We start from the raw sequence: 17,735 nt of genomic DNA, 5'->3' as shown, positions 1-17,735 counted from the left end.
GATAGTCTATAACTAAAAGTTATATATCTTTTTGGCCAGTCCGATAAAATTCTTGTTCAGCTCGCTGGTCTCGCCCTTGCGCTGTATAAAGTAGAAATTGCGCTGTATACTGAAGCCTTCGAAATAGATCTCCGATAATTCGCCGTTGGATAATTCCCTGTGCACCGATCTCTCGGGTAAGAAACCAAGCGAGTCGGATTCGAGCAGAAAATTTTTCAGCGCTTCTGTTCCGCCGAGCCTTACCCTGATATCGAGATCGCTGAGTTTGATCTTTTTCTTTTCGAGTGAATATTTGAGCGCCGCCAGTGTACCGCTGCCTCTTTCGCGTATGGCTACCGGCATATGCGTGATCTCGCTGAGCTGGTATGTTTTTCTTTTTGCCAGCGGACTTTTCCGGCTGCAAACGGCCAGTACGTTATCGCTCAGGAACGGCTGGTAATCCACCTGGGTCAGTTTGCTTCTTCCTTCTATGATGCCGAGGTTGATCTCTTCATTCAGCAGCGCATCGAGTACGATCTCCGAATTGCGGTTCAGCAAACTGATCTCGGTTTGCGGGTACAGCTGGTTAAAGGCCGACAATACTTTCGGAAGTATATAAAGCGCAACTGTTGTGCTTGCACCCAGTTTCAGCATGCCTTTGGCCTGCTGCCGGTCGTTGATGGTGGATATTTCGAACTCAGCCTGCTCCTGCAGTTTCTTCATTTCCAGCAGGCGTTCATACAATAGCTTGCCAGCTGCGGTCAGTTCTATCTGTATACCTTTGCGGTCGAAGAGTTTGGTTTTGTAATATTCTTCCAGCGATTTAATATGCTTGCTGATGGCAGGCTGCGAGATGTACATCGCCTGGCTGGCTTTGGAAAAACTTTTGTGTTGCGCCACCGCCATGAAAACATTATGCCTTGTTGAGATCATAGGGAGGTGATGGCTGAGCGGTTAAATGGGTATATTGTTATGGCTGCATTGTTACATTGCCGGAAGACCAGTCGGTCATTTACAGTGTAACAATGCAGCCATGTGACAATGCAAACTATTTCGCAAGACTTTGTATCACATCATACTTCGTCACGATATGGAATTCGCCTTTTTCATCTTTGGCCAGTACCGCGCCGTTCTCCCTGGTGATCAGGTTGCCCAGTCTTTCCACCGGCGTATCAAAATCAACCACCGGGTAAGCAGGTTCGAGCACACTCTGTACGGTTGCATTTTTGAGTTCCTGGTCACCGAATAATTTCTGGAACAACCCGTTCTCGCTTACGGCGCCGATCAGCGCATTGTCTTTCATCACAGGCAATTGTTCAATATCGTATTTCTTCATCAGTTCCGCTGCATCCGATACCAGGCAGTCCGGAGAAATGGTCACCAGTCTTTTTGCCGCGCGGCCGTTTACGATGTCCTTGAATGTTTTTACATCAAGAAACCCGCGTTCCATCATCCACTGGTCGTTATAGATCTTGCCTACGTAACGGCTGCCGTGGTCGTGGAAGATGCATACCACCAGGTCGTCTTTTTTGAGTGAATCTTTCAGTTGCATCAAACCCTGCAGGCAACTGCCCGCACTGTAACCGCAGAAAAGTCCTTCTTCTTTCGCGATCCTTCTTGCCATAATGGCGCCGTCTTTATCCGTAACCTGTTCAAACGCGTCTATCACGCCCATATCGTAGTTCTCCGGAACAAAATCTTCCCCAAATCCCTCGGAGATATACGGATGCACTTCGTTCATATCGATCTCACCTGTTCTGTAATATTTGGTAAGCAGGGAACCGTATACATCGATGGCCCATATCTGTATGTTGGGATTTTTTTCTTTCAGGTACATGGCAGTGCCCGTAATGGTGCCGCCGGTTCCGGCTGTGCACACCAGGTGCGTGATCCTGCCTTCTGTCTGTTCCCAAATTTCCGGACCGGTACTTTCGTAATGCGCCTGCCGGTTGGCCAGGTTATCGTACTGGTTCATGTACATGGAATTGGGTATCTCTTTTGCCAGGCGTTTGGCTACGCTGTAATAGCTTTTGGGATCGTCGGGCAGCACGTTCGTAGGACAAACGATTACCTCGGCGCCCACCGCTTTGAGGATATCGGCTTTTTCCTTCGACTGTTTATCGGTGGTCACAAACAGGCATTTGTATCCTTTAACGCAGGCGGCAAGGGCAAGTCCCATACCGGTGTTGCCGCTGGTGCCTTCGATGATGGTGCCGCCGGGTTTGAGTTTGCCCTGCTGCTCGGCCACTTCCACCATTTTCAGCGCCATGCGGTCTTTGATGGAATTGCCCGGATTGAAATAATCCACTTTTGCAAGTACGGTACAGGGAAGATCTTTGGTGATTTTGTTGAGCCTGATCAGCGGAGTATTGCCTATCGTTTCGAGGATATTATTAAGCCACATGACGAACCTTTTTGGCAAAGGTAAAGTATTGTGGGGAGGGAAGGCGTTTGCGGACGATGGGAACGATGGATTAGTGGATTGGCGGATTATCGGATTCCGGATTTTTTCCGAGATGAAGCCCTGATCGATCAGGCAAATTCCCATGCGCTGCCCCCTAATCCACTAATCCGTAATCCTCAGAAACTTTTAACGAGTGTGATGATGGAACTGCTTTCGTGGTTCAGGGGTTCGGCGGCGGTTTCGGTGGCCTCTTTTTCGGCTTTGGCCTGGTAATGCAGGTAACCAAAAACAAGGGCGGGAACCAGGATCAGTACTGCTATCACGTTTGCGGGGAAGAGGAACTTTTTCATAGTAAAAGGTTTTTTGGTTGATTTTGATAAGTCAAAGATACTATCTTTCTTAGTACTATGCAATATATAGTACCATCTAAAGGGTGGTAGTTTTTACTGCATAATATCATGTTATACAATAAATAATTGACAGTCAAATAATTAAATGAAATTTTACCTGATAAGAAAAAGATAGCAATGTGATGAGCGGTAATAGCCGAGGATGGAAAGGGTCTGGATGGAGCAGTTGTGGTTGTTCGTTGGCAGCTCTCTTTTTATCGCAGAGAGAGAAAGAGCAGCTGCAGAAAAAAACCGATCAGCTAGCTGAGAGAAAAGACAACAGAACAATCTTTTACCTGCCTGCCGCCAGCCAGGTCCATGAAATCCTCGCAACTCACGCTGACTCAATCAACCCCGAAAAAAGCTAGCTTTTAAATTCATTCGCCATCTTACCGCAAAGATCGCTCTGGATCATTTTTTCGGCTTCGTGGATCATGTTTTGGAAGGCTTTGGCGGTACTGATACCATGGCCGATAACCACCGGCTTGTTCACGCCGAGCACGGGCGTGCCGCCATAATTCTCGTAATGGAAGCGACTGAAGTAGCCGTCGTTGCCATAACCGCGTTCGCGGGTAATATCGTAAAAGGTTTCGGCTAATTTCAGGATAATATTGCCGGTGAAACCGTCGCAGACCATAACATCTGCTTTCTCGTTCAGTATATCGCGCCCTTCTATATTGCCGATAAAATAGATATGCGAGTTTTCGGCAAGCAGGGGATAGGTGGCCTGGGCCAGCATATTACCCTTACCTTCTTCTTCTCCCATGTTTACCAACCCCACTTTTGGCTGCGCAACGCCCAGCATATGCTTTGCGTACAGGCTGCCGAGTATGGCAAACTGGTTCAGCTGTTCGGGCTTGCAGTCAGAATTAAGACCCACATCCAGTAACAGACCCGTACTGCCATCCAGTTTGGGGATGATGGTGGCAATGGTGGGGCGGAGCACGCCTTCGGTGACCTTGATATTGAACATGGCACCCACCAGCATGGCGCCGGTATTGCCCGCACTGATAAAAGCATCTATTTTGCCGGTGGCAAGCAGGTAAAAACCGATGGCGATGGAGGAACGCTGTTTTTCTTTCAGCGCTTTGGTGGGCGGCTCATGGTAACCGATGGTTTCCGGCGCATGTACCACCCGGAGATTGGGGGATGCCGATAACCCATACTCTTCCAGCAGTGGGTTTACGATGGCTTCGTCGCCGATACAAAACACAGAAGCCGCATGATCATTGCCTTGCATGTACAGTTGCAGACCCTTCACCGCTTCCAGCGGTGCAAAATCTCCTCCCATCATGTCTAAGCCAATGTTCATAACGGCAAACTAAGCTAATTTGTACAGAAAAGGTTACGCTTTCAGGGGAGCTTTCTCAGCTACCAGCTTTCCTTTATAGTACAATTTACCTTCGCTCACATGTGCACGGTGGCGTACATGTGTTTCGCCTGTTGTGTTGTCTTTGCTCAGGGTCACTTCCTGCGCTACGTAATGCGTTCTTCTCTTTGCGCTACGCTGTTGTGAGTGTCTGCGTTTTGGATTCGGCATATCTCAAAGTTTATAGTATCAAAAAATCAATCCAGGTTTTTAAATTTATCCAGTCCCTTCCAAACGGTATTGGTCGATTCCGGTTGTTTTGTCCCCGCCTCCATTTCCTTCAGTTTCTCCAGCACTTCCTTGTTGCATCCCGGTCCGCCTTTTTCTTCTTCCAGGCACATCTTCTGCAACGGTATGCTCAGGTTGATGAATTCGTAGATCCAGTCTGACACATACAGGTGGCTTTCGCCGCGGCTGATATAATATACATCCGGATCGTCTTCCTGCGCATTCATCTCATCGGGATTGTCAACCATCTTTACCAGAATGTTGAACTCGTCCCAGAGCTGAACCGGCAGCGGGTTTCCGCAGCGGTCGCAGGTTACTTCCACGCTTCCGCCCACATCGAACCGGAGCTGCATAAAGCCCGTCTTTTTATCAAGCGTCAGCTTTACATCGGCCCCGCAGTGTTCAAAATCCTGCTTGCCATAGGGTGCAAAGAACTTGTCCTCAATTCGGTACTCGTATACATGAATCCCCGGTTTCAGACCCACAAAAGCTATCTCAAATTCCCGGCGCTGATTCATAACCGTTTTTTAAGGGCTTGCAAAGGTAGTTCAAAACAACGGAAATACCAAAGCAAATACCATGTTAACAGGTAGAATGGTGGTACTCAGTTACATTTGTTGTATGATCCCCAAAAATAAGCCGGAAAAACCGTACTGGCTGCGGCTGCTCCCCATTGCTTTGCTGGCTGTCGGGGTCACCGTGCTGGGTTTCTTTCCCTTATTTGTGGAGAACGCCTATTCCCAAACACTGTATCCTGCCATTTCTGTACTGCTGCGGTTATGCACCCGGTGGATGCCATTCAGCCTGGGAGATCTGATATATATCGTTTTTTCCTTACGCGTTCTGATCGGTCTTGCCCGTTTTTTTGTGGAACTGTACCGGAAAAAGCTCCGGCCGGGCTGGTTTGCGCGGTCGGTATACCGGAGCCTTCATTTTCTGCTTTGGGCATATATCGTATTCAAATGTTTATGGGGACTGAATTACGACAGGCTGGGTGTGGCTCACCAGCTTGCCATTAAAAAAATGGCCTATAACAAAGGCGATCTGGTGAACCTGACCAACCGGCTGATCGATAAAGTGAACGAAGCGCGCAGGCAGTTGCCCGATACGGTACTGCCCCGGCCGGAACTGGATGCGCTTTTCCGCGATGCTTTCAGGGCTTACCAGCTTGCCTCGCTCGAATACGAATTCCTGAATTACCGTAACCGGTCTGTTAAAAAAAGCCTGTTCACGCGTTTGGGCGATTATATGGGATTCTCCGGTTACTATAACCCCTTTACCGGTGAAGCACAGGTGCGGGCTGATATACCGCGTATATTGATACCCTATATCGTATGCCACGAGATGGCCCATCAGCTGGGCTATGCAAGCGAGAGCGAGGCGAATTTTGTAGGGTACCTTGCAGCCGCCAGATCGGAGAACGCCTATTTCCGCTATTCGGTGTACCTGGATCTTTTTTCTTATGCGCAGGCAGAAGAGCTGGCGTTGCTGGCAAAGGAAAAAGACAGAACGGAATTTGATTCCACCATCAAATGGAACCGGCAGCGGCTGGATACGCTGGTAAAAAAAGACCGGCGCGAGATCCGTGCGTTTTTCGACAAACGACGTAACCGCGTATCGCCCGCAGTATCCGGCCTGTACGACCAGTACCTGAAGATGAATAAACAGTTCGAAGGTATCCGCAGTTATGATGAGGTGATCGGTCTGCTGCTGGCTTACCAGCGTAAGTATGGCAAATTGTAGCGGTGCATAACGGCATATTTTTTTTAACACCAACCAGAAAATATATGCGCTCTCCCTATGTAAAACTCATTATCTCCGTTACGCTTACCGTAGGGCTGGGTGCGCTGGGAGGTCTTTTGTTCAACGCGGGGGAGATCGGTGGCTGGTATGCCGGCATCGAGAAACCCTCGTTCAACCCACCCAACTGGTTATTTGCCCCGGTATGGACTTTTTTATATACGCTGATGGGCATCAGCGTTTACCTGGTATGGAAGCAGCCCGCGGGCAGGGACAGAGACAGGGCGCTTCTTTTGTTCATCATCCAGTATGCGCTGAACTTTATCTGGTCTTTTCTGTTTTTCAAACTGCATAACATCGGGCTGGCGTTTGCCGACATCGTGGCCTTATGGGTGCTGCTCATTTTCACCATCGTGCAGTTCAGCCGTGTATCGCTTGCGGCGGCCTGGCTGTTAGCGCCTTATATTGCCTGGGTAAGTTTTGCCAAAATTCTCAACGGCACCATCTGGTGGCTTAACCGATAGGGAGCCGTTGAGATCGGTTTTGAAGCTGGATGCGGATACGAAACCCGGCCGGCACCGGCAGTTAAAACCTGTTCTTCCACATCATGCTCTCCACGGGCTTATTGGGCTGACCGGAGTATTTGGCGTTGCTTTTCTGGTTGTATTTTACCTCGATCTCTCCTTCAACGGGGAAATAGATAAGCTGGCCAATGGGCATGCCCTTGTAAATACGCACCGGTTGCTTGCAGGAAATCTCCAGCGTCCAGTTGCCGCAGAAACCCACATCGCCTTTGCCCGCAGTGGCATGGATATCGATGCCGAGGCGGCCGGTGGACGATTTTCCCTCGAGAAAAGGAACATGCGCATGGGTTTCGGTATATTCTTCGGTTACACCGAGGTAAAAAGCATGCGGCTGCAGCACATAGCCCTCATCGGGTATTTCAAAATAATCGATCCTGTTGTGCTTTTTGGCGTCCAGTTCCGCATCAATATAGGTGGCCAGCCATTTGCCCAGGTGCACATCGTAACTGTTGCTGCCCAGGTCTTCCCGTTTGTACGGCTCGATCTTGATCGTTCCTTTGGCCATTTCTTCGAGTATGCGTGTATCGGTGAGGATCATAACGGACGTTTAGGTAGAAATGCAAATAAATCTTAAATCTGCAATCTAATTCATCTGCTCGTGCCGCTGTTTTATCAACAAAATATCAACGGACATACACGCCTGGCCGTTTGGAAGATCGAGGAGCCGGAAGATTTTTTCCTCCGCAGCGTGGCACTCACCAGGGCCATCACCCACCCGCATAAGCGGTTACAGCACCTGGCGGGCCGGTATTTACTGCCTTTCCTGTTCCCCGATTTCCCGCATGCGGAGATCGAGGTGGCCGATACACGCAAACCTTTTCTGCGCGACGAACAGTACCATTTTTCCATTTCGCATTGCGGCGGTTTTGCGGCGGCCATCGCCAGTCCTACGCAAAGGGTTGGTATCGATATTGAAATGCTGACGCCCCGCGTGCAGCATATACAACACAAATTCCTGCACCCCGAGGAGCTGCATTTGGTTCATACCTGCCCGCCCGGTAAACAGATCGCCTTGCTTACCCTGCTCTGGAGCGCCAAGGAAGCCATGTACAAATGGTGGAGCCGGGGCGATGTGGACTTCAGCGAAATGCTGCGCCTGGAACCGTTTGTATTTGGCGGCCAGGGGCTCATCGACGCATTTTTTATACGCGCCGGCAGAAAAATCCCCGTGCAATTATCCTATATCATGTACCCCGAAATGAGTCTTTGCTGGGTGGTGAGCGGTTAGGTGAGGATTAAAGAGCTGTGTCATTATGCCCTTGAGACCATTAAACAGTATAACAATAAGCCATTGCTTACACCAATCAATCCGCAATACGGCTCTTGGTTTTATTAACGAGGAGCAGGCTTTTGCGAAGGGATTGCTTGAGCTGTGTTTTTACCAGCTGTCCCATGGTTCTTACTTTCAGAAAAGCGGGGCCTGAAAAATGGGTGCTCAGTTCGAGTTTCAGCTGTTCTATCTTTTCGTCTTTGGAAATAGCATCCGTGCTCATGATGTCGAGCAGTTCTTTTACGCGGTAGCGTGAGGAAACCAGCCTGAAGGTCATCATCGTTCTTTCTTCTGCCTGGTATTGGGCAATGGATTCTTTGTCGAGGTGTTTCAGCACGATGTCGACCAGGGGTTTGTTTTCTTTGAAGAACTGCGGCAGGTAAAGATTTTTTCTTCCCTCGTAGGATTGCTGGTCGAAATCGATGGCGCGTATCCTGTACTGAAAATCTTCGATATCCGGGATCACGTTCACAACAAAATTATACGAACGCATATCACCCAGCAGGTGCACAAAACACCGTTCGTTGAACTTAACAAACTCTTTTGCCAAACGGATCAGGTTGGTGTTGGGATTATCCAGGTAATCCGTGATGAACACATCGCCGGGTACACCGGGTATATGCTCTTCTATAAGCGTATTCTTATCCGTAAAATAGGTCATGCGGTTGGGCGATAGCAGGTGCTCCAGCTCCAGTCCATACACACGGTTGGCATCGGCCTGTTTGATGTAATAGTGGTCGTAATTATCGTTGAATTTATTAACGATACGGATGCGGAAAGGCTGGCTGTTGCCAAAATAACAGAAATCGATGCGCGCCACATCGAGGTGGTTGATAAAGCTCATATCGCCTTCCGTTTTCAGGATGGCGTATATGCGCACCAGGTTGGTGCGCAGCCATTCCCAGTCGTTCATATCATAGGAAGCTTTCTCCCAGGCGGTTTCGTTGCCGCGCTTATCTTTTAAGGAGGTGGTATAGCGGTACCGCTGCAGGTCCTGGTAACTTACCGGAAGGGTTACCTCGCGGCCATACTGAACCAGGTACTGGCGCAGCTGCTCATTGACCGGGAAAATAGGTTTCTTTTTCGACGGCCGGTCGGGTTGTTCGTTCGGTTCGATATTGTCAAACAGGTTATTCAAGCAATAATGGATCGTTGTCTTCCAGCAGGCTCAGGTTTACATCGTTCCCGGCGATGCCTTCCACCGAGCCCTTGATGGCGGCTGCATTGAGCAATACCTTTTCCAGCTGTTTCTCTCTTGCTTTCCAGAGTTTTTCCATGGCATCCCTTTCGCGCTGTATACTCAGCTTCATACTCAGGAACCCTTCGCGTATCGCTTTCCACTGTTCGCTGAATTCGGTGCCGATCAGGTAGTCGTACAGCATCGCCATTTTATCGCCTTTGTTTTCCTGTCCTTTTTTGGCATCGTGTACCCGCAGTATGGCATTGCGCAGCAGCAGCGCCACGCTTTTTACTTCTGTGAATGTGCAGATATAAACGCCGTCTCTCTCTCCAAAGCGTTCCATATCTTTCGGCAATGCCTGTGTTACGATCACCGCAATATCTGCGCCCAGCGTACGCATATCCGCTTTCAGTTTTTCAATCCAGTCGTGCGAAAAATCCTTGGTTCGTTTGCTCTCGTAGATGATGCGCCCCGCTTCATTGCCAAACTGGTTGCGCACGGTCTGTATGCAGTCTGCACCGCGAACGCCTTTGCCCACTTCTTCCACTTTGTCAAAAGGAAAAGTGGCCTGCAGCAATTCTTCCAGCATCAGTTCCAGCACCTCGCCCTGCATCTGCGTACTGCCCTGTTCGGCCTTGCGGCGCATTTCTTCAACGAGTTTTTTCTGGTCTTCGAGCTGTTTGTCCTTTTCCCGCATCCTCAGCTGAAACTCCTGCTCCTTCAGGCCCGATCTTTCTTTTTCCTCTGTCTGTATCTGTTCCTTGAGTTTTTCCCTTTCTTCCAGCAGCTGCCGCTGCAGCGTGATCTGCAGCTCTTCCTCGCGTGCTTTCAGCGACTGTTCTTTCTGCAGGAATTCGAGTTCTTTCTTCCTGGCATCTTTCAGCTTTTCTTCACTGTCAGCCGCATTCTGCCGAAGCAGGATCAGCTGGTTCTCGTATTCTTTGCTGATCGACTGCCGTATGGAAACCTGTATTTCTTCCTGTAATTTCTTTTTCTCCGCTTCAATGCGTTTTTCGGTTTCCTCGTCTTTTAATCTGATCTGCTGCTGCAGTAAAGCTTCTTTTTGCCTGAACTCCTCGTCCTTGGTCTTCTGCCAGTCGCGCATTTGTCCGCGCAGTTTTTTCTCCACTTCCTCCCGTATGGAATCACCGGGTTCGAACTGGGTATTGCAGCTGGGACAGGTTATGATAAAATCGGCCATTCCGTTTTTTTTACAAAGTAAGCAGAACTATGCAACAAACGGATGGCGTTCGGGCAGGAGCACCACGATTTTGTTTTTCAATGCCCGGGATGATGATGCCGGTTACCGGCCGGTTGCAATAAAGCCGTTAAAGGAAATAGGATCCCTGTTGGTGCTGGTTACCCGCAGCGAAGCGGTTCCGTTGGGAAAAACACTCAGGTTCAGTTCGCGCACATCATTGGGTTCGTTGATGCGGATGGCGATATCCCAGCCTCCTTTTTTCCGGTTTTTAACCGTATAAGCGTTTTTTACCGAGGTAAAACGGATACCGCCGCCCGTCATATCCATCGGCGCCGAATAGGCCCTGCCAAAATAGGGCAGGTCGGCCAGCACGCTGTCTCCCGAAATGCGCAGCTCGTACAAACCGCTTATCTGCCGCACCATACTGCGTAAGGGCAGCACCGTCTGCGCAACAAATACAAATTGCTTCCGGCCGATTTTCTGGCTGACCGTCGGTTCATCCGGATGCTGTGCCGCAGCCGGGTGGATGCCGGTAAACAATAGAACCGCCGCAAGGATGAGTGCAACAGGTTTCATATACTTCTTTTTATCCCTGATGCCACAAGTAGCCTGCCGGAATTTGGTAAGCGTTTATTAAAAATGGTATCCGGGCCGTATTGGTCGGACAAAATGAAACGGGACCCGCTGAATCGGTAACCGCAATTCGGGCTGGGCGTGATCCGCTACCGCGTTTCTTCCACCGGATCCACCAGGCTGACAGCCGGTTTGAACGTATAGTTTTTCTGGGAGAGATAGCTGAAGGTTACCACGAACAAGGTGGTGGCAATTTTGGAAGGGGTGGGGTACCAGTGGAAAAAATCCACGAACAGTTTCAGGAATACATAGTTTAATAACAGGCAACCCAGCACCACGGTAAAATATTTTGTCAGCTGCTCGCGCTTGCCGGCCGTTGTTTCCTGGAATACCACGTAACGGCTCAGGTAAAAACCCACGGGAAAAGTGACTGCAAAACCGATCAGGAACGCGGCGATATGCGCGCCGATGGTAAGAAACGGAAGATGCACCGGCTGTTTCTGCAGGATAAAATTGTACGAGATAAAAAACAGGGTGATATCAAGCATCGTATTACCGCCGCCACAGGCTGCATACCGGAAGGTTTGCTGCGGCATGAATTTGCTGAACAGGGGATAGAACATATCTATCACGCCCAGGATCAGTTTTTGTATGGATTCATGCAGCTTGCGCATTTGCGTTGCGAAGGTAGTCGTAATTAGCTATTTTTGCCAGCCGAAAATGTTAATAATGAGCGTTGTTGCACAGGTCAAACAGGCTACTTCACAGGCAATCAAGGATTTGTACGGATTGGACCTGTTCCCCTCCGAAATACTCGTAAATGCCACCAAACCCGAATTCGAAGGCGATTACACCGTGGTATTGTTTGCACTGGTAAAGCAGCTGAAGCTGTCGCCCGACGCGCTTGGCCAGCAACTTGGTACGGAACTGTTGGAAAAGAACCCCGCGCTGTTCAGCGGCTTTAACCTGATCAAAGGATTCCTGAACCTGGTCATCACGGAAAAATACTGGCTCGATTTTCTACAGCGGCATGCAGCCGACGAGCAATACGGTATTGCACAGCCGACCGGGAAAAAAGTGATGGTGGAGTATTCCTCACCCAATACCAATAAACCGCTGCACCTCGGGCATCTCCGTAATAATTTTCTCGGAAGAAGCATTGCCGAAATATTGAAGGCAACGGGGCATGAAGTGGTGAAAACCTGTATTGTGAACGACAGGGGCATACATATCTGCAAAAGCATGATCGCCTGGCAGCTGTTTGCCAACGGCACCACACCGGCAACAACGCATACAAAAGGCGATCATTTTGTGGGCGACTACTATGTGCGGTTCAACGACGAGTATAAAAAACAGGTGGATGCGTTGAAGGCGGCCGGCAAAACCACCGAGGAAGCCGAGAAGGAAGCCCCGGTTATGCGGGCGGCGCAGCAGATGCTGCTCGACTGGGAAGCGGGCAAACCCGAGGTAATGCAGTTGTGGAGGGATATGAACGGCTGGGTATACGAAGGGTTTCAGGCCACTTACCAGCGCATCGGCAGCGATTTCAACAAAACCTATTACGAAAGCAATACGTACCTGCTGGGAAAAGACCTGGTGAATATGGGTCTCGAAAAAGGCGTGTTTTACCAGAAAGACGATGGCAGTGTATGGATCGATCTTACCGCCGATGGACTGGATGAAAAACTGGTGAGAAGAAAAGACGGCACGTCTGTTTATATAACACAGGATATTGGTCTGGCAGAGCAGAAACAGCAGGAGTTTCACGCAGACCAGAGCATTTACGTGGTGGGTGATGAGCAAAACTATCATTTCAAAGTATTGAAGCTGATCTGTCAGAAACTGGGTCTGCCATCTGCCGACGGCATTTACCACCTCAGCTATGGCATGGTGGAGTTGCCCACCGGTAAAATGAAAAGCCGCGAGGGAACCGTAGTGGATGCGGATGACCTGGTGGATGAAATGGTATCGATCGCCAAGCAGAAAACGGAGGAATTGGGCAAGGTGCGGGATTTTACGGATATGGAACTTACCGGTCTGTATGATACGATCGGGCTGGGCGCGCTGAAATTTTTCCTGTTGCGTGTGGATCCCAAAAAGAAAATGGTGTTCAACCCGGAAGAGAGCATCGATTTTCATGGCTTCACCGGGCCGTTTGTGCAATATACCCATGCAAGGATCCGGAGTATCCTGCGTAAAGCCGAATGCGATACCATCGGGGATGCCGGTGAGGGATTGCTGCCGCTGGAGCGTGCGCTGGCCATCCATCTGGAGATGTTCCCTGTGGTACTCAGAGATGCGGCAGACGAACACGATCCGTCCAAAGTGGCGATCTATGTATTCAACCTGGCCAAAACCTTTAATTCATTCTATACCGAGCATTCCATTGCGAATGCAGAAAGTAACGAAAAGAAAACACTGCGTTTACAACTGGCCAGGCTAACTTCACAGACAATCAGTACGGGAATGGGTGTGTTGGGTATTACAGTGCCGGAACGCATGTGATGGCCTGGTATTTGCAGCTGATGATTCTCTTTCTGTCAGAAAAATTTCTAACGAAAACTTCATCATATGGCAAGCGTAAGCACTTACCTGAATTTCCCTCGCAATACAGAGGAAGCATTCAATTTTTACAAATCCGTTTTTGGCACCGAGTTCTGGGGTAATGGTGTCATGCGTATGGGCGATATTCCGCCTATGGAAGGCATGCCGCCGATGGCCGAAGCCGATAAGAACCTGGTGATGCATGTGGCGCTCCCCATCCTTGCCGGTCATTTTCTGATGGGCACGGATGCCCCCGAGTCGATGGGCTTTACCGTGAATATGGGTAATAACCTCTCCATCAATCTCTCGCCCGATACCCGCAAGGAAACACAGGACCTGTTTGCCAAACTTTCCGAAGGCGGTAAGATAACACAGGCGCTGGAAGAGATGTTCTGGGGCGATTATTTCGGCAGCTGCACAGACAAGTTCGGCGTACAGTGGATGTTCAATTGTGCGGAAAAAGCGCAATAATCCATTTTTGAGATTATATCCCGTTCCCTTATTTTTGCACCCCTACGCACGCGGAGGTGGCGAAATTGGTAGACGCACTACTTTGAGGTGGTAGCGGGGTAACAGCCGTGGGAGTTCGAATCTCCTCTTCCGCACAAAAGGACGCAGATATTGTGTCCTTTTTTTATTTGTCCGACTTTGAGGAGGTAGTCCCCACGGTACCGTGGGGATGGGAGTTCGAATCTCCTCTTCCGCACAAAAAAGGACGCAGATATTGTGTCCTTTTTTATTTGTCCGACTTTGAGGAGGTAGCCCCCCCACGGTACCGTGGGGGTGATGAATCAACACTTAATTGACAAAAGATACTAGATTGCAGGTAACTATAACCGGATGGTAGATATCAATAACATACAGAACTTCCGCATCCCACCGCCCGACCGGAACTTTATCGGTGCTGCAACAGCGTTTGCGGCGATTCCCGAAACCCACCAGGAGCAGATCGTGTTTTTAGATAAGGCTGCCGAAAAATATATTTTTGAATTTGCGTCGGCAGCCCATCTTGTCACCGGCGGTTTCTGGGACCCTTTTGCCAAAGGGAATTTCAAAACTGTTGAAGAATATGATGAATTATACGGCATGCCGGGATCAAACCAGGATCTTAAGAAATGGTTGTTCAACAGAGGGATCCCGTTTTCTACCTGGGTGTTTGTTTTAATGGATGCTGAGCCTCCGATGATGATGACCTGGAAAATGATGATCAAGTATATAGACCATATTTTCTTTGGGAGTGATGTCATGATCTTTGACAAAACGCTGAACTGGTGCCTGGTCTACTTTCATGAGAACCGGGTATTCTTTGGGAAGGATAAAGTATACGATCCGGCAGAAGATGACCTGAGGATGCAGGAATTGAACGAACGGAAGAAAAAATACCCGCAGTTCAAACACCCATTTCAGTAATAAAGCATTGTATGGAAACCAATCACACCGATAATCTGTGCCAATCTGCGTAATCTGTGGCAAAACCATTTATCAGATGATACAGCATGCAATTCCATTAGTGTCTTGAAAAATAGTGTTTGCCCTAACCGCGCTGAATAGTAAAGATATGTCTGAAAAGCTGATCAAACATTTTAGAAAGTACATTCCTGTAGACGCAGAAGACGAGGCAGAAATGATAAGCTTCTTCCGTTCAGGCACCTTTGCAAAAAAGGAGAGCCTGGTAGTACAAAACACAAAATGCCGGTATCATTTTTTTGTCGTGAAAGGCTGTTTGAGAATGTTTTACATAGACGAGAAAGGAATGGAGCAAACGATTCAATTTGCCATTGAAAACTGGTGGATAACAGACTATCTGGCATTTGAGAAACAGACGGTGACAGCATTCGAAATCCAGGCGGTTGAAAAGTCAGATGTTGTACAGATCGATTATGGCAGCCAGGAAAAACTGCTCGCGCGATTCCCACAGCTGGAGCGGTATTTCAGACTTATCTATCAAAGAGCGTATGCCGCCACGCAACTCCGGACAAAATACCTTCACGATTTTTCGAGGGAACAGATGTACCATCATTTCAGCGAAAGCTTTCCTGAGTTTGCCGGGAGGGTTCCGCAGCAGCTTTTGGCATCGTATCTGAATATGACACCCGAATATTTAAGCGAGATCAAAAAGAAGCGGCGCTCTTAAGCCAGTTTAAGATTTTCCCGGGGCGGCGTTTTTACTTTTGCTGAAACAGATAAAAAACCAACATGGAAAATCGAATCAACATTCAGAAACTGCAGCCCGAAGCGTATAAGGCAATGTATGCCTTGGAAAATTACCTCCAGCATTCCCAGCTTTCTAAAACCCATCTGGAACTGATCAAGATCCGCGCATCTCAGATCAATGGATGTGCTTTCTGCATCAATATGCACACATCGGACGCCCTGAAACAGGGTGAAACTTCGCAACGGATTTTTTTACTCAACGCCTGGCGGGAAACGGAACTGTTTACAGAGGAAGAGCGCACCATTCTGGCGATAACCGAGGAGGTTACGCTGATCAGCCGGCAGGGGTTGAGCGAAGAAACATACAGGAAGGCTGAAAAATTATTTGATGAAAGCTATCTCGCGCAGATCATTATGGCTGTGGTAACCATTAATGGCTGGAACCGGATTGCCATCAGCACAAGTCTGACAGTAAAATAAAGACCGCCGGCAGGAGCGCTTTATGCCATACCCGCCAACTAAGCTTAATCGCCAGGGATTGCACGGATGCCCATCTGTGTAATCCCGGCAATAGTATCCTCAGATCGCTTTGCTGAACTGTGGCTGTGTTTGTCCGTCTTGCCCTGACCGTTGCAGGTGCATATCAAAGGCAGCGCAGATATTGCGCAGGAAATAATGACCCGCTTCGGTAACACTTAGTCCTGTATCGTTCCATTTGACCAACCCATCCTGTTCAAGTTCGGCCAGTGCCGGAAAACTGTACTGCTGCAGGTTGGTGTATTGCGATGGCAGAAAACCTGTGCGGCCTTTGCAGATAATATCCAGTATGTTGTTCCGGAAACAGTGGTCTTCTTCTGTCAGCAGGTATCCTTTTGCAAAAGGGAAGCGCTCCCGGGCTATGGCTTCGTAGTAATCATGTAGCGTTTTATGGTTCTGCGCAAACGCATCGCCGCTGTCGCTGATACTGGATACGCCCAGGCCCAGCAACAGACCGGGTGTCTGGTCGGTATATCCCATAAAATTGCGGTGCAGCCTTCCTTCCTGGCGTGCTTTGAAGAGTTCGTCCGATGGCAGGGCAAAATGGTCCATACCGATATCGGCATATCCGCCGGCCAGCAGCACTTCTTTGCCTTTGGCATACAGCGCCGTTTTTTCTTCAGCGCCGGGCAGGTCCGACTGGTCAAACAAGCGCTGGCCCCTGCTGGTCCATGGCACATGCGCATAACTGTAAAAAGCGATGCGGTCCGGGCGCAGCGAGATCACCTGGTTCATGGTTTTTTCCATACTCTGCAGTGTCTGTTTCGGCAACCCATAGATCAGGTCGAAATTTACCGATGAAAACCCGTTGCTGCGAGCATGGGCGGTAGCCGCCGCAACATTGGCAAGCGGCTGGATGCGGTTGATGATATGCTGTACTTCGGGATCGTTGTCCTGAACACCGTAGCTGACGCGGGTAAATCCCAGCCTGGCCAGTACAGACAGGTGCGTTTCGGTGGTATTGTTCGGGTGGCCTTCCACGCTGAACTGGTGGTCGGCGGCAACCAGGCTGTCTTCCATGATAAAACTGATCAGTTCTTCCAGGTGCCCGGGCGAAAAAAAAGTAGGCGTACCACCACCCAGGTGTATACTCCTGATCTTTGGCGCCTGGTTCATCAGCCCCCGGTACATCTGCCATTCTTTTTTTACCGCAGCTATATAAACCGGCTCAACCTCGTGGTTGCGGGTGATCTTCTTATTGCATCCGCAGTAGGTACATAACGATTCGCAAAACGGGAGATGAATATACAGGCTGAGGCCATGGGTGGTATTGGCTTCCCCGAACCGGTTTACAAAACGCGCCTGCCAGGCATTCTCCGGAAGATCGTTCTTCCAGAAAGGAACCGTGGGATAGCTGGTATACCGCGGTACGGGCCGGTTGTATTTGTGGATGAGTTCGGGCGGCGGGGTATGATTCATGAAACGAAAATAGACAGCGCCCGGCGCATGGGATATGACCCCCGACAAGCGCCGGCCTGATGAAGATCAATGTTGGAACAGGGCAGGTACGGCGTTTGTATCGTACCGGATAATTGTTTTTTTTTTTACCATTACCATCACCCGGTTATACAAAAGGAGCAGTA

20 protein-coding genes and 1 tRNA gene are annotated in these 17,735 nt (G+C 49.3%); 9 read left to right on the top strand and 12 right to left on the bottom strand.

Annotated elements, in window-relative coordinates:
* Positions 1–12 precede the first annotated feature (12 nt).
* The 6 genes from GWC94_RS10275 to GWC94_RS10250 all read right to left on the bottom strand — a co-directional run bounded on the left by GWC94_RS10275 (position 13) and on the right by GWC94_RS10250 (position 4,887).
* Positions 13–912, bottom strand: coding sequence for a LysR family transcriptional regulator (locus GWC94_RS10275; protein ID WP_161834941.1), 900 nt, complete (start codon positions 910–912; stop codon positions 13–15).
* Between the two features lie 115 nt (positions 913–1,027).
* Positions 1,028–2,383, bottom strand: coding sequence for a pyridoxal-phosphate dependent enzyme (locus GWC94_RS10270; RefSeq protein WP_161834940.1), 1,356 nt, complete (start codon positions 2,381–2,383; stop codon positions 1,028–1,030).
* Positions 2,384–2,559: 176 nt separating this feature from the next.
* Positions 2,560–2,733, bottom strand: coding sequence for a hypothetical protein (locus tag GWC94_RS10265; protein ID WP_161834939.1), 174 nt, complete (start codon positions 2,731–2,733; stop codon positions 2,560–2,562).
* A gap of 403 nt (positions 2,734–3,136) precedes the next feature.
* On the bottom strand, positions 3,137–4,084 hold the full coding sequence (locus tag GWC94_RS10260) for a phosphate acyltransferase (RefSeq protein WP_161834938.1): 948 nt from the start codon (positions 4,082–4,084) through the stop codon (positions 3,137–3,139).
* Positions 4,085–4,117: 33 nt separating this feature from the next.
* Positions 4,118–4,312, bottom strand: a complete 195-nt coding sequence (gene rpmF, locus GWC94_RS10255) for a 50S ribosomal protein L32 (protein WP_161834937.1) — start codon at positions 4,310–4,312, stop codon at positions 4,118–4,120.
* Positions 4,313–4,338: 26 nt separating this feature from the next.
* A complete protein-coding gene (locus tag GWC94_RS10250; RefSeq protein WP_161834936.1) occupies positions 4,339–4,887 on the bottom strand; it encodes a YceD family protein in 549 nt (182 codons plus the stop codon).
* Positions 4,888–4,990: 103 nt separating this feature from the next.
* Between GWC94_RS10250 and GWC94_RS10245 the strand changes: the two genes are divergently transcribed.
* Together GWC94_RS10245 and GWC94_RS10240 are read left to right on the top strand one after the other, a co-directional pair.
* Positions 4,991–6,112 (top strand): DUF3810 domain-containing protein, encoded by a 1,122-nt coding sequence (locus GWC94_RS10245; protein WP_161834935.1) that lies wholly within the window; start codon positions 4,991–4,993, stop codon positions 6,110–6,112.
* Positions 6,113–6,156: 44 nt separating this feature from the next.
* The gene (locus GWC94_RS10240) at positions 6,157–6,633 is read left to right on the top strand and encodes a TspO/MBR family protein (protein ID WP_161834934.1); all 477 of its coding nucleotides are present in this window, start codon (positions 6,157–6,159) and stop codon (positions 6,631–6,633) included.
* A gap of 61 nt (positions 6,634–6,694) precedes the next feature.
* Here the strand turns inward: GWC94_RS10240 and dcd are convergent, their stop codons facing one another.
* Positions 6,695–7,231: a dCTP deaminase gene (gene dcd, locus GWC94_RS10235; protein ID WP_161834933.1), complete on the bottom strand. Its 537-nt coding sequence runs from the start codon at positions 7,229–7,231 to the stop codon at positions 6,695–6,697.
* A gap of 60 nt (positions 7,232–7,291) precedes the next feature.
* Here dcd and GWC94_RS10230 point away from each other — a divergent pair, with 60 nt between their 5' ends.
* Entirely contained in the window at positions 7,292–7,921 is a 630-nt protein-coding gene (locus GWC94_RS10230; protein ID WP_161834932.1) for a 4'-phosphopantetheinyl transferase family protein, read from the top strand.
* A gap of 76 nt (positions 7,922–7,997) precedes the next feature.
* Here GWC94_RS10230 and GWC94_RS10225 read toward each other — a convergent pair whose 3' ends face one another.
* The 4 genes from GWC94_RS10225 to GWC94_RS10210 form a co-directional block, all read right to left on the bottom strand.
* A complete protein-coding gene (locus tag GWC94_RS10225; protein WP_161834931.1) occupies positions 7,998–9,101 on the bottom strand; it encodes a hypothetical protein in 1,104 nt (367 codons plus the stop codon).
* Positions 9,094–10,344 carry a DUF2130 domain-containing protein gene (locus GWC94_RS10220; protein ID WP_161834930.1) on the bottom strand — a complete coding sequence of 417 codons (1,251 nt, stop codon included), beginning with the start codon at positions 10,342–10,344 and terminating at the stop codon, positions 9,094–9,096. The genes GWC94_RS10225 and GWC94_RS10220 overlap by 8 nt, the downstream gene beginning before the upstream one ends.
* Before the next feature lie 102 nt (positions 10,345–10,446).
* Positions 10,447–10,920: a DUF4251 domain-containing protein gene (locus GWC94_RS10215; protein WP_161834929.1), complete on the bottom strand. Its 474-nt coding sequence runs from the start codon at positions 10,918–10,920 to the stop codon at positions 10,447–10,449.
* A gap of 146 nt (positions 10,921–11,066) precedes the next feature.
* Entirely contained in the window at positions 11,067–11,591 is a 525-nt protein-coding gene (locus GWC94_RS10210) for a GtrA family protein (protein ID WP_161834928.1), read from the bottom strand.
* Positions 11,592–11,646: 55 nt separating this feature from the next.
* On the opposite strand from GWC94_RS10210, the gene argS reads away from it, so the two are divergent.
* The 6 genes from argS (at position 11,647) to GWC94_RS10180 (ending at position 16,095) form a co-directional block, all read left to right on the top strand.
* Positions 11,647–13,422 carry an arginine--tRNA ligase gene (gene argS, locus GWC94_RS10205; protein WP_161834927.1) on the top strand — a complete coding sequence of 592 codons (1,776 nt, stop codon included), beginning with the start codon at positions 11,647–11,649 and terminating at the stop codon, positions 13,420–13,422.
* 66 nt (positions 13,423–13,488) lie between these two features.
* Positions 13,489–13,932 carry a VOC family protein gene (locus GWC94_RS10200; RefSeq protein WP_161834926.1) on the top strand — a complete coding sequence of 148 codons (444 nt, stop codon included), beginning with the start codon at positions 13,489–13,491 and terminating at the stop codon, positions 13,930–13,932.
* 50 nt (positions 13,933–13,982) lie between these two features.
* Positions 13,983–14,066 (top strand) — tRNA-Leu (locus tag GWC94_RS10195).
* A 235-nt stretch (positions 14,067–14,301) separates the two neighbouring features.
* Positions 14,302–14,871 carry a hypothetical protein gene (locus tag GWC94_RS10190; protein WP_161834925.1) on the top strand — a complete coding sequence of 190 codons (570 nt, stop codon included), beginning with the start codon at positions 14,302–14,304 and terminating at the stop codon, positions 14,869–14,871.
* A 148-nt stretch (positions 14,872–15,019) separates the two neighbouring features.
* Positions 15,020–15,595, top strand: a complete 576-nt coding sequence (locus GWC94_RS10185; protein ID WP_161834924.1) for a Crp/Fnr family transcriptional regulator — start codon at positions 15,020–15,022, stop codon at positions 15,593–15,595.
* Between the two features lie 62 nt (positions 15,596–15,657).
* The gene (locus tag GWC94_RS10180; RefSeq protein ID WP_161834923.1) at positions 15,658–16,095 is read left to right on the top strand and encodes a carboxymuconolactone decarboxylase family protein; all 438 of its coding nucleotides are present in this window, start codon (positions 15,658–15,660) and stop codon (positions 16,093–16,095) included.
* Positions 16,096–16,194: 99 nt separating this feature from the next.
* On the opposite strand, the gene hemN is transcribed toward GWC94_RS10180, so the two are convergent.
* The gene (gene hemN / locus GWC94_RS10175) at positions 16,195–17,571 is read right to left on the bottom strand and encodes an oxygen-independent coproporphyrinogen III oxidase (protein ID WP_161834922.1); all 1,377 of its coding nucleotides are present in this window, start codon (positions 17,569–17,571) and stop codon (positions 16,195–16,197) included.
* Positions 17,572–17,735: the final 164 nt, after the last annotated feature.

The sequence above is a fragment of the Sediminibacterium soli genome (assembly GCF_009939225.1).
GTDB classification, from domain to species: domain Bacteria; phylum Bacteroidota; class Bacteroidia; order Chitinophagales; family Chitinophagaceae; genus Sediminibacterium; species Sediminibacterium soli.
This window is presented reverse-complemented; position numbering and strand designations above follow the sequence as displayed.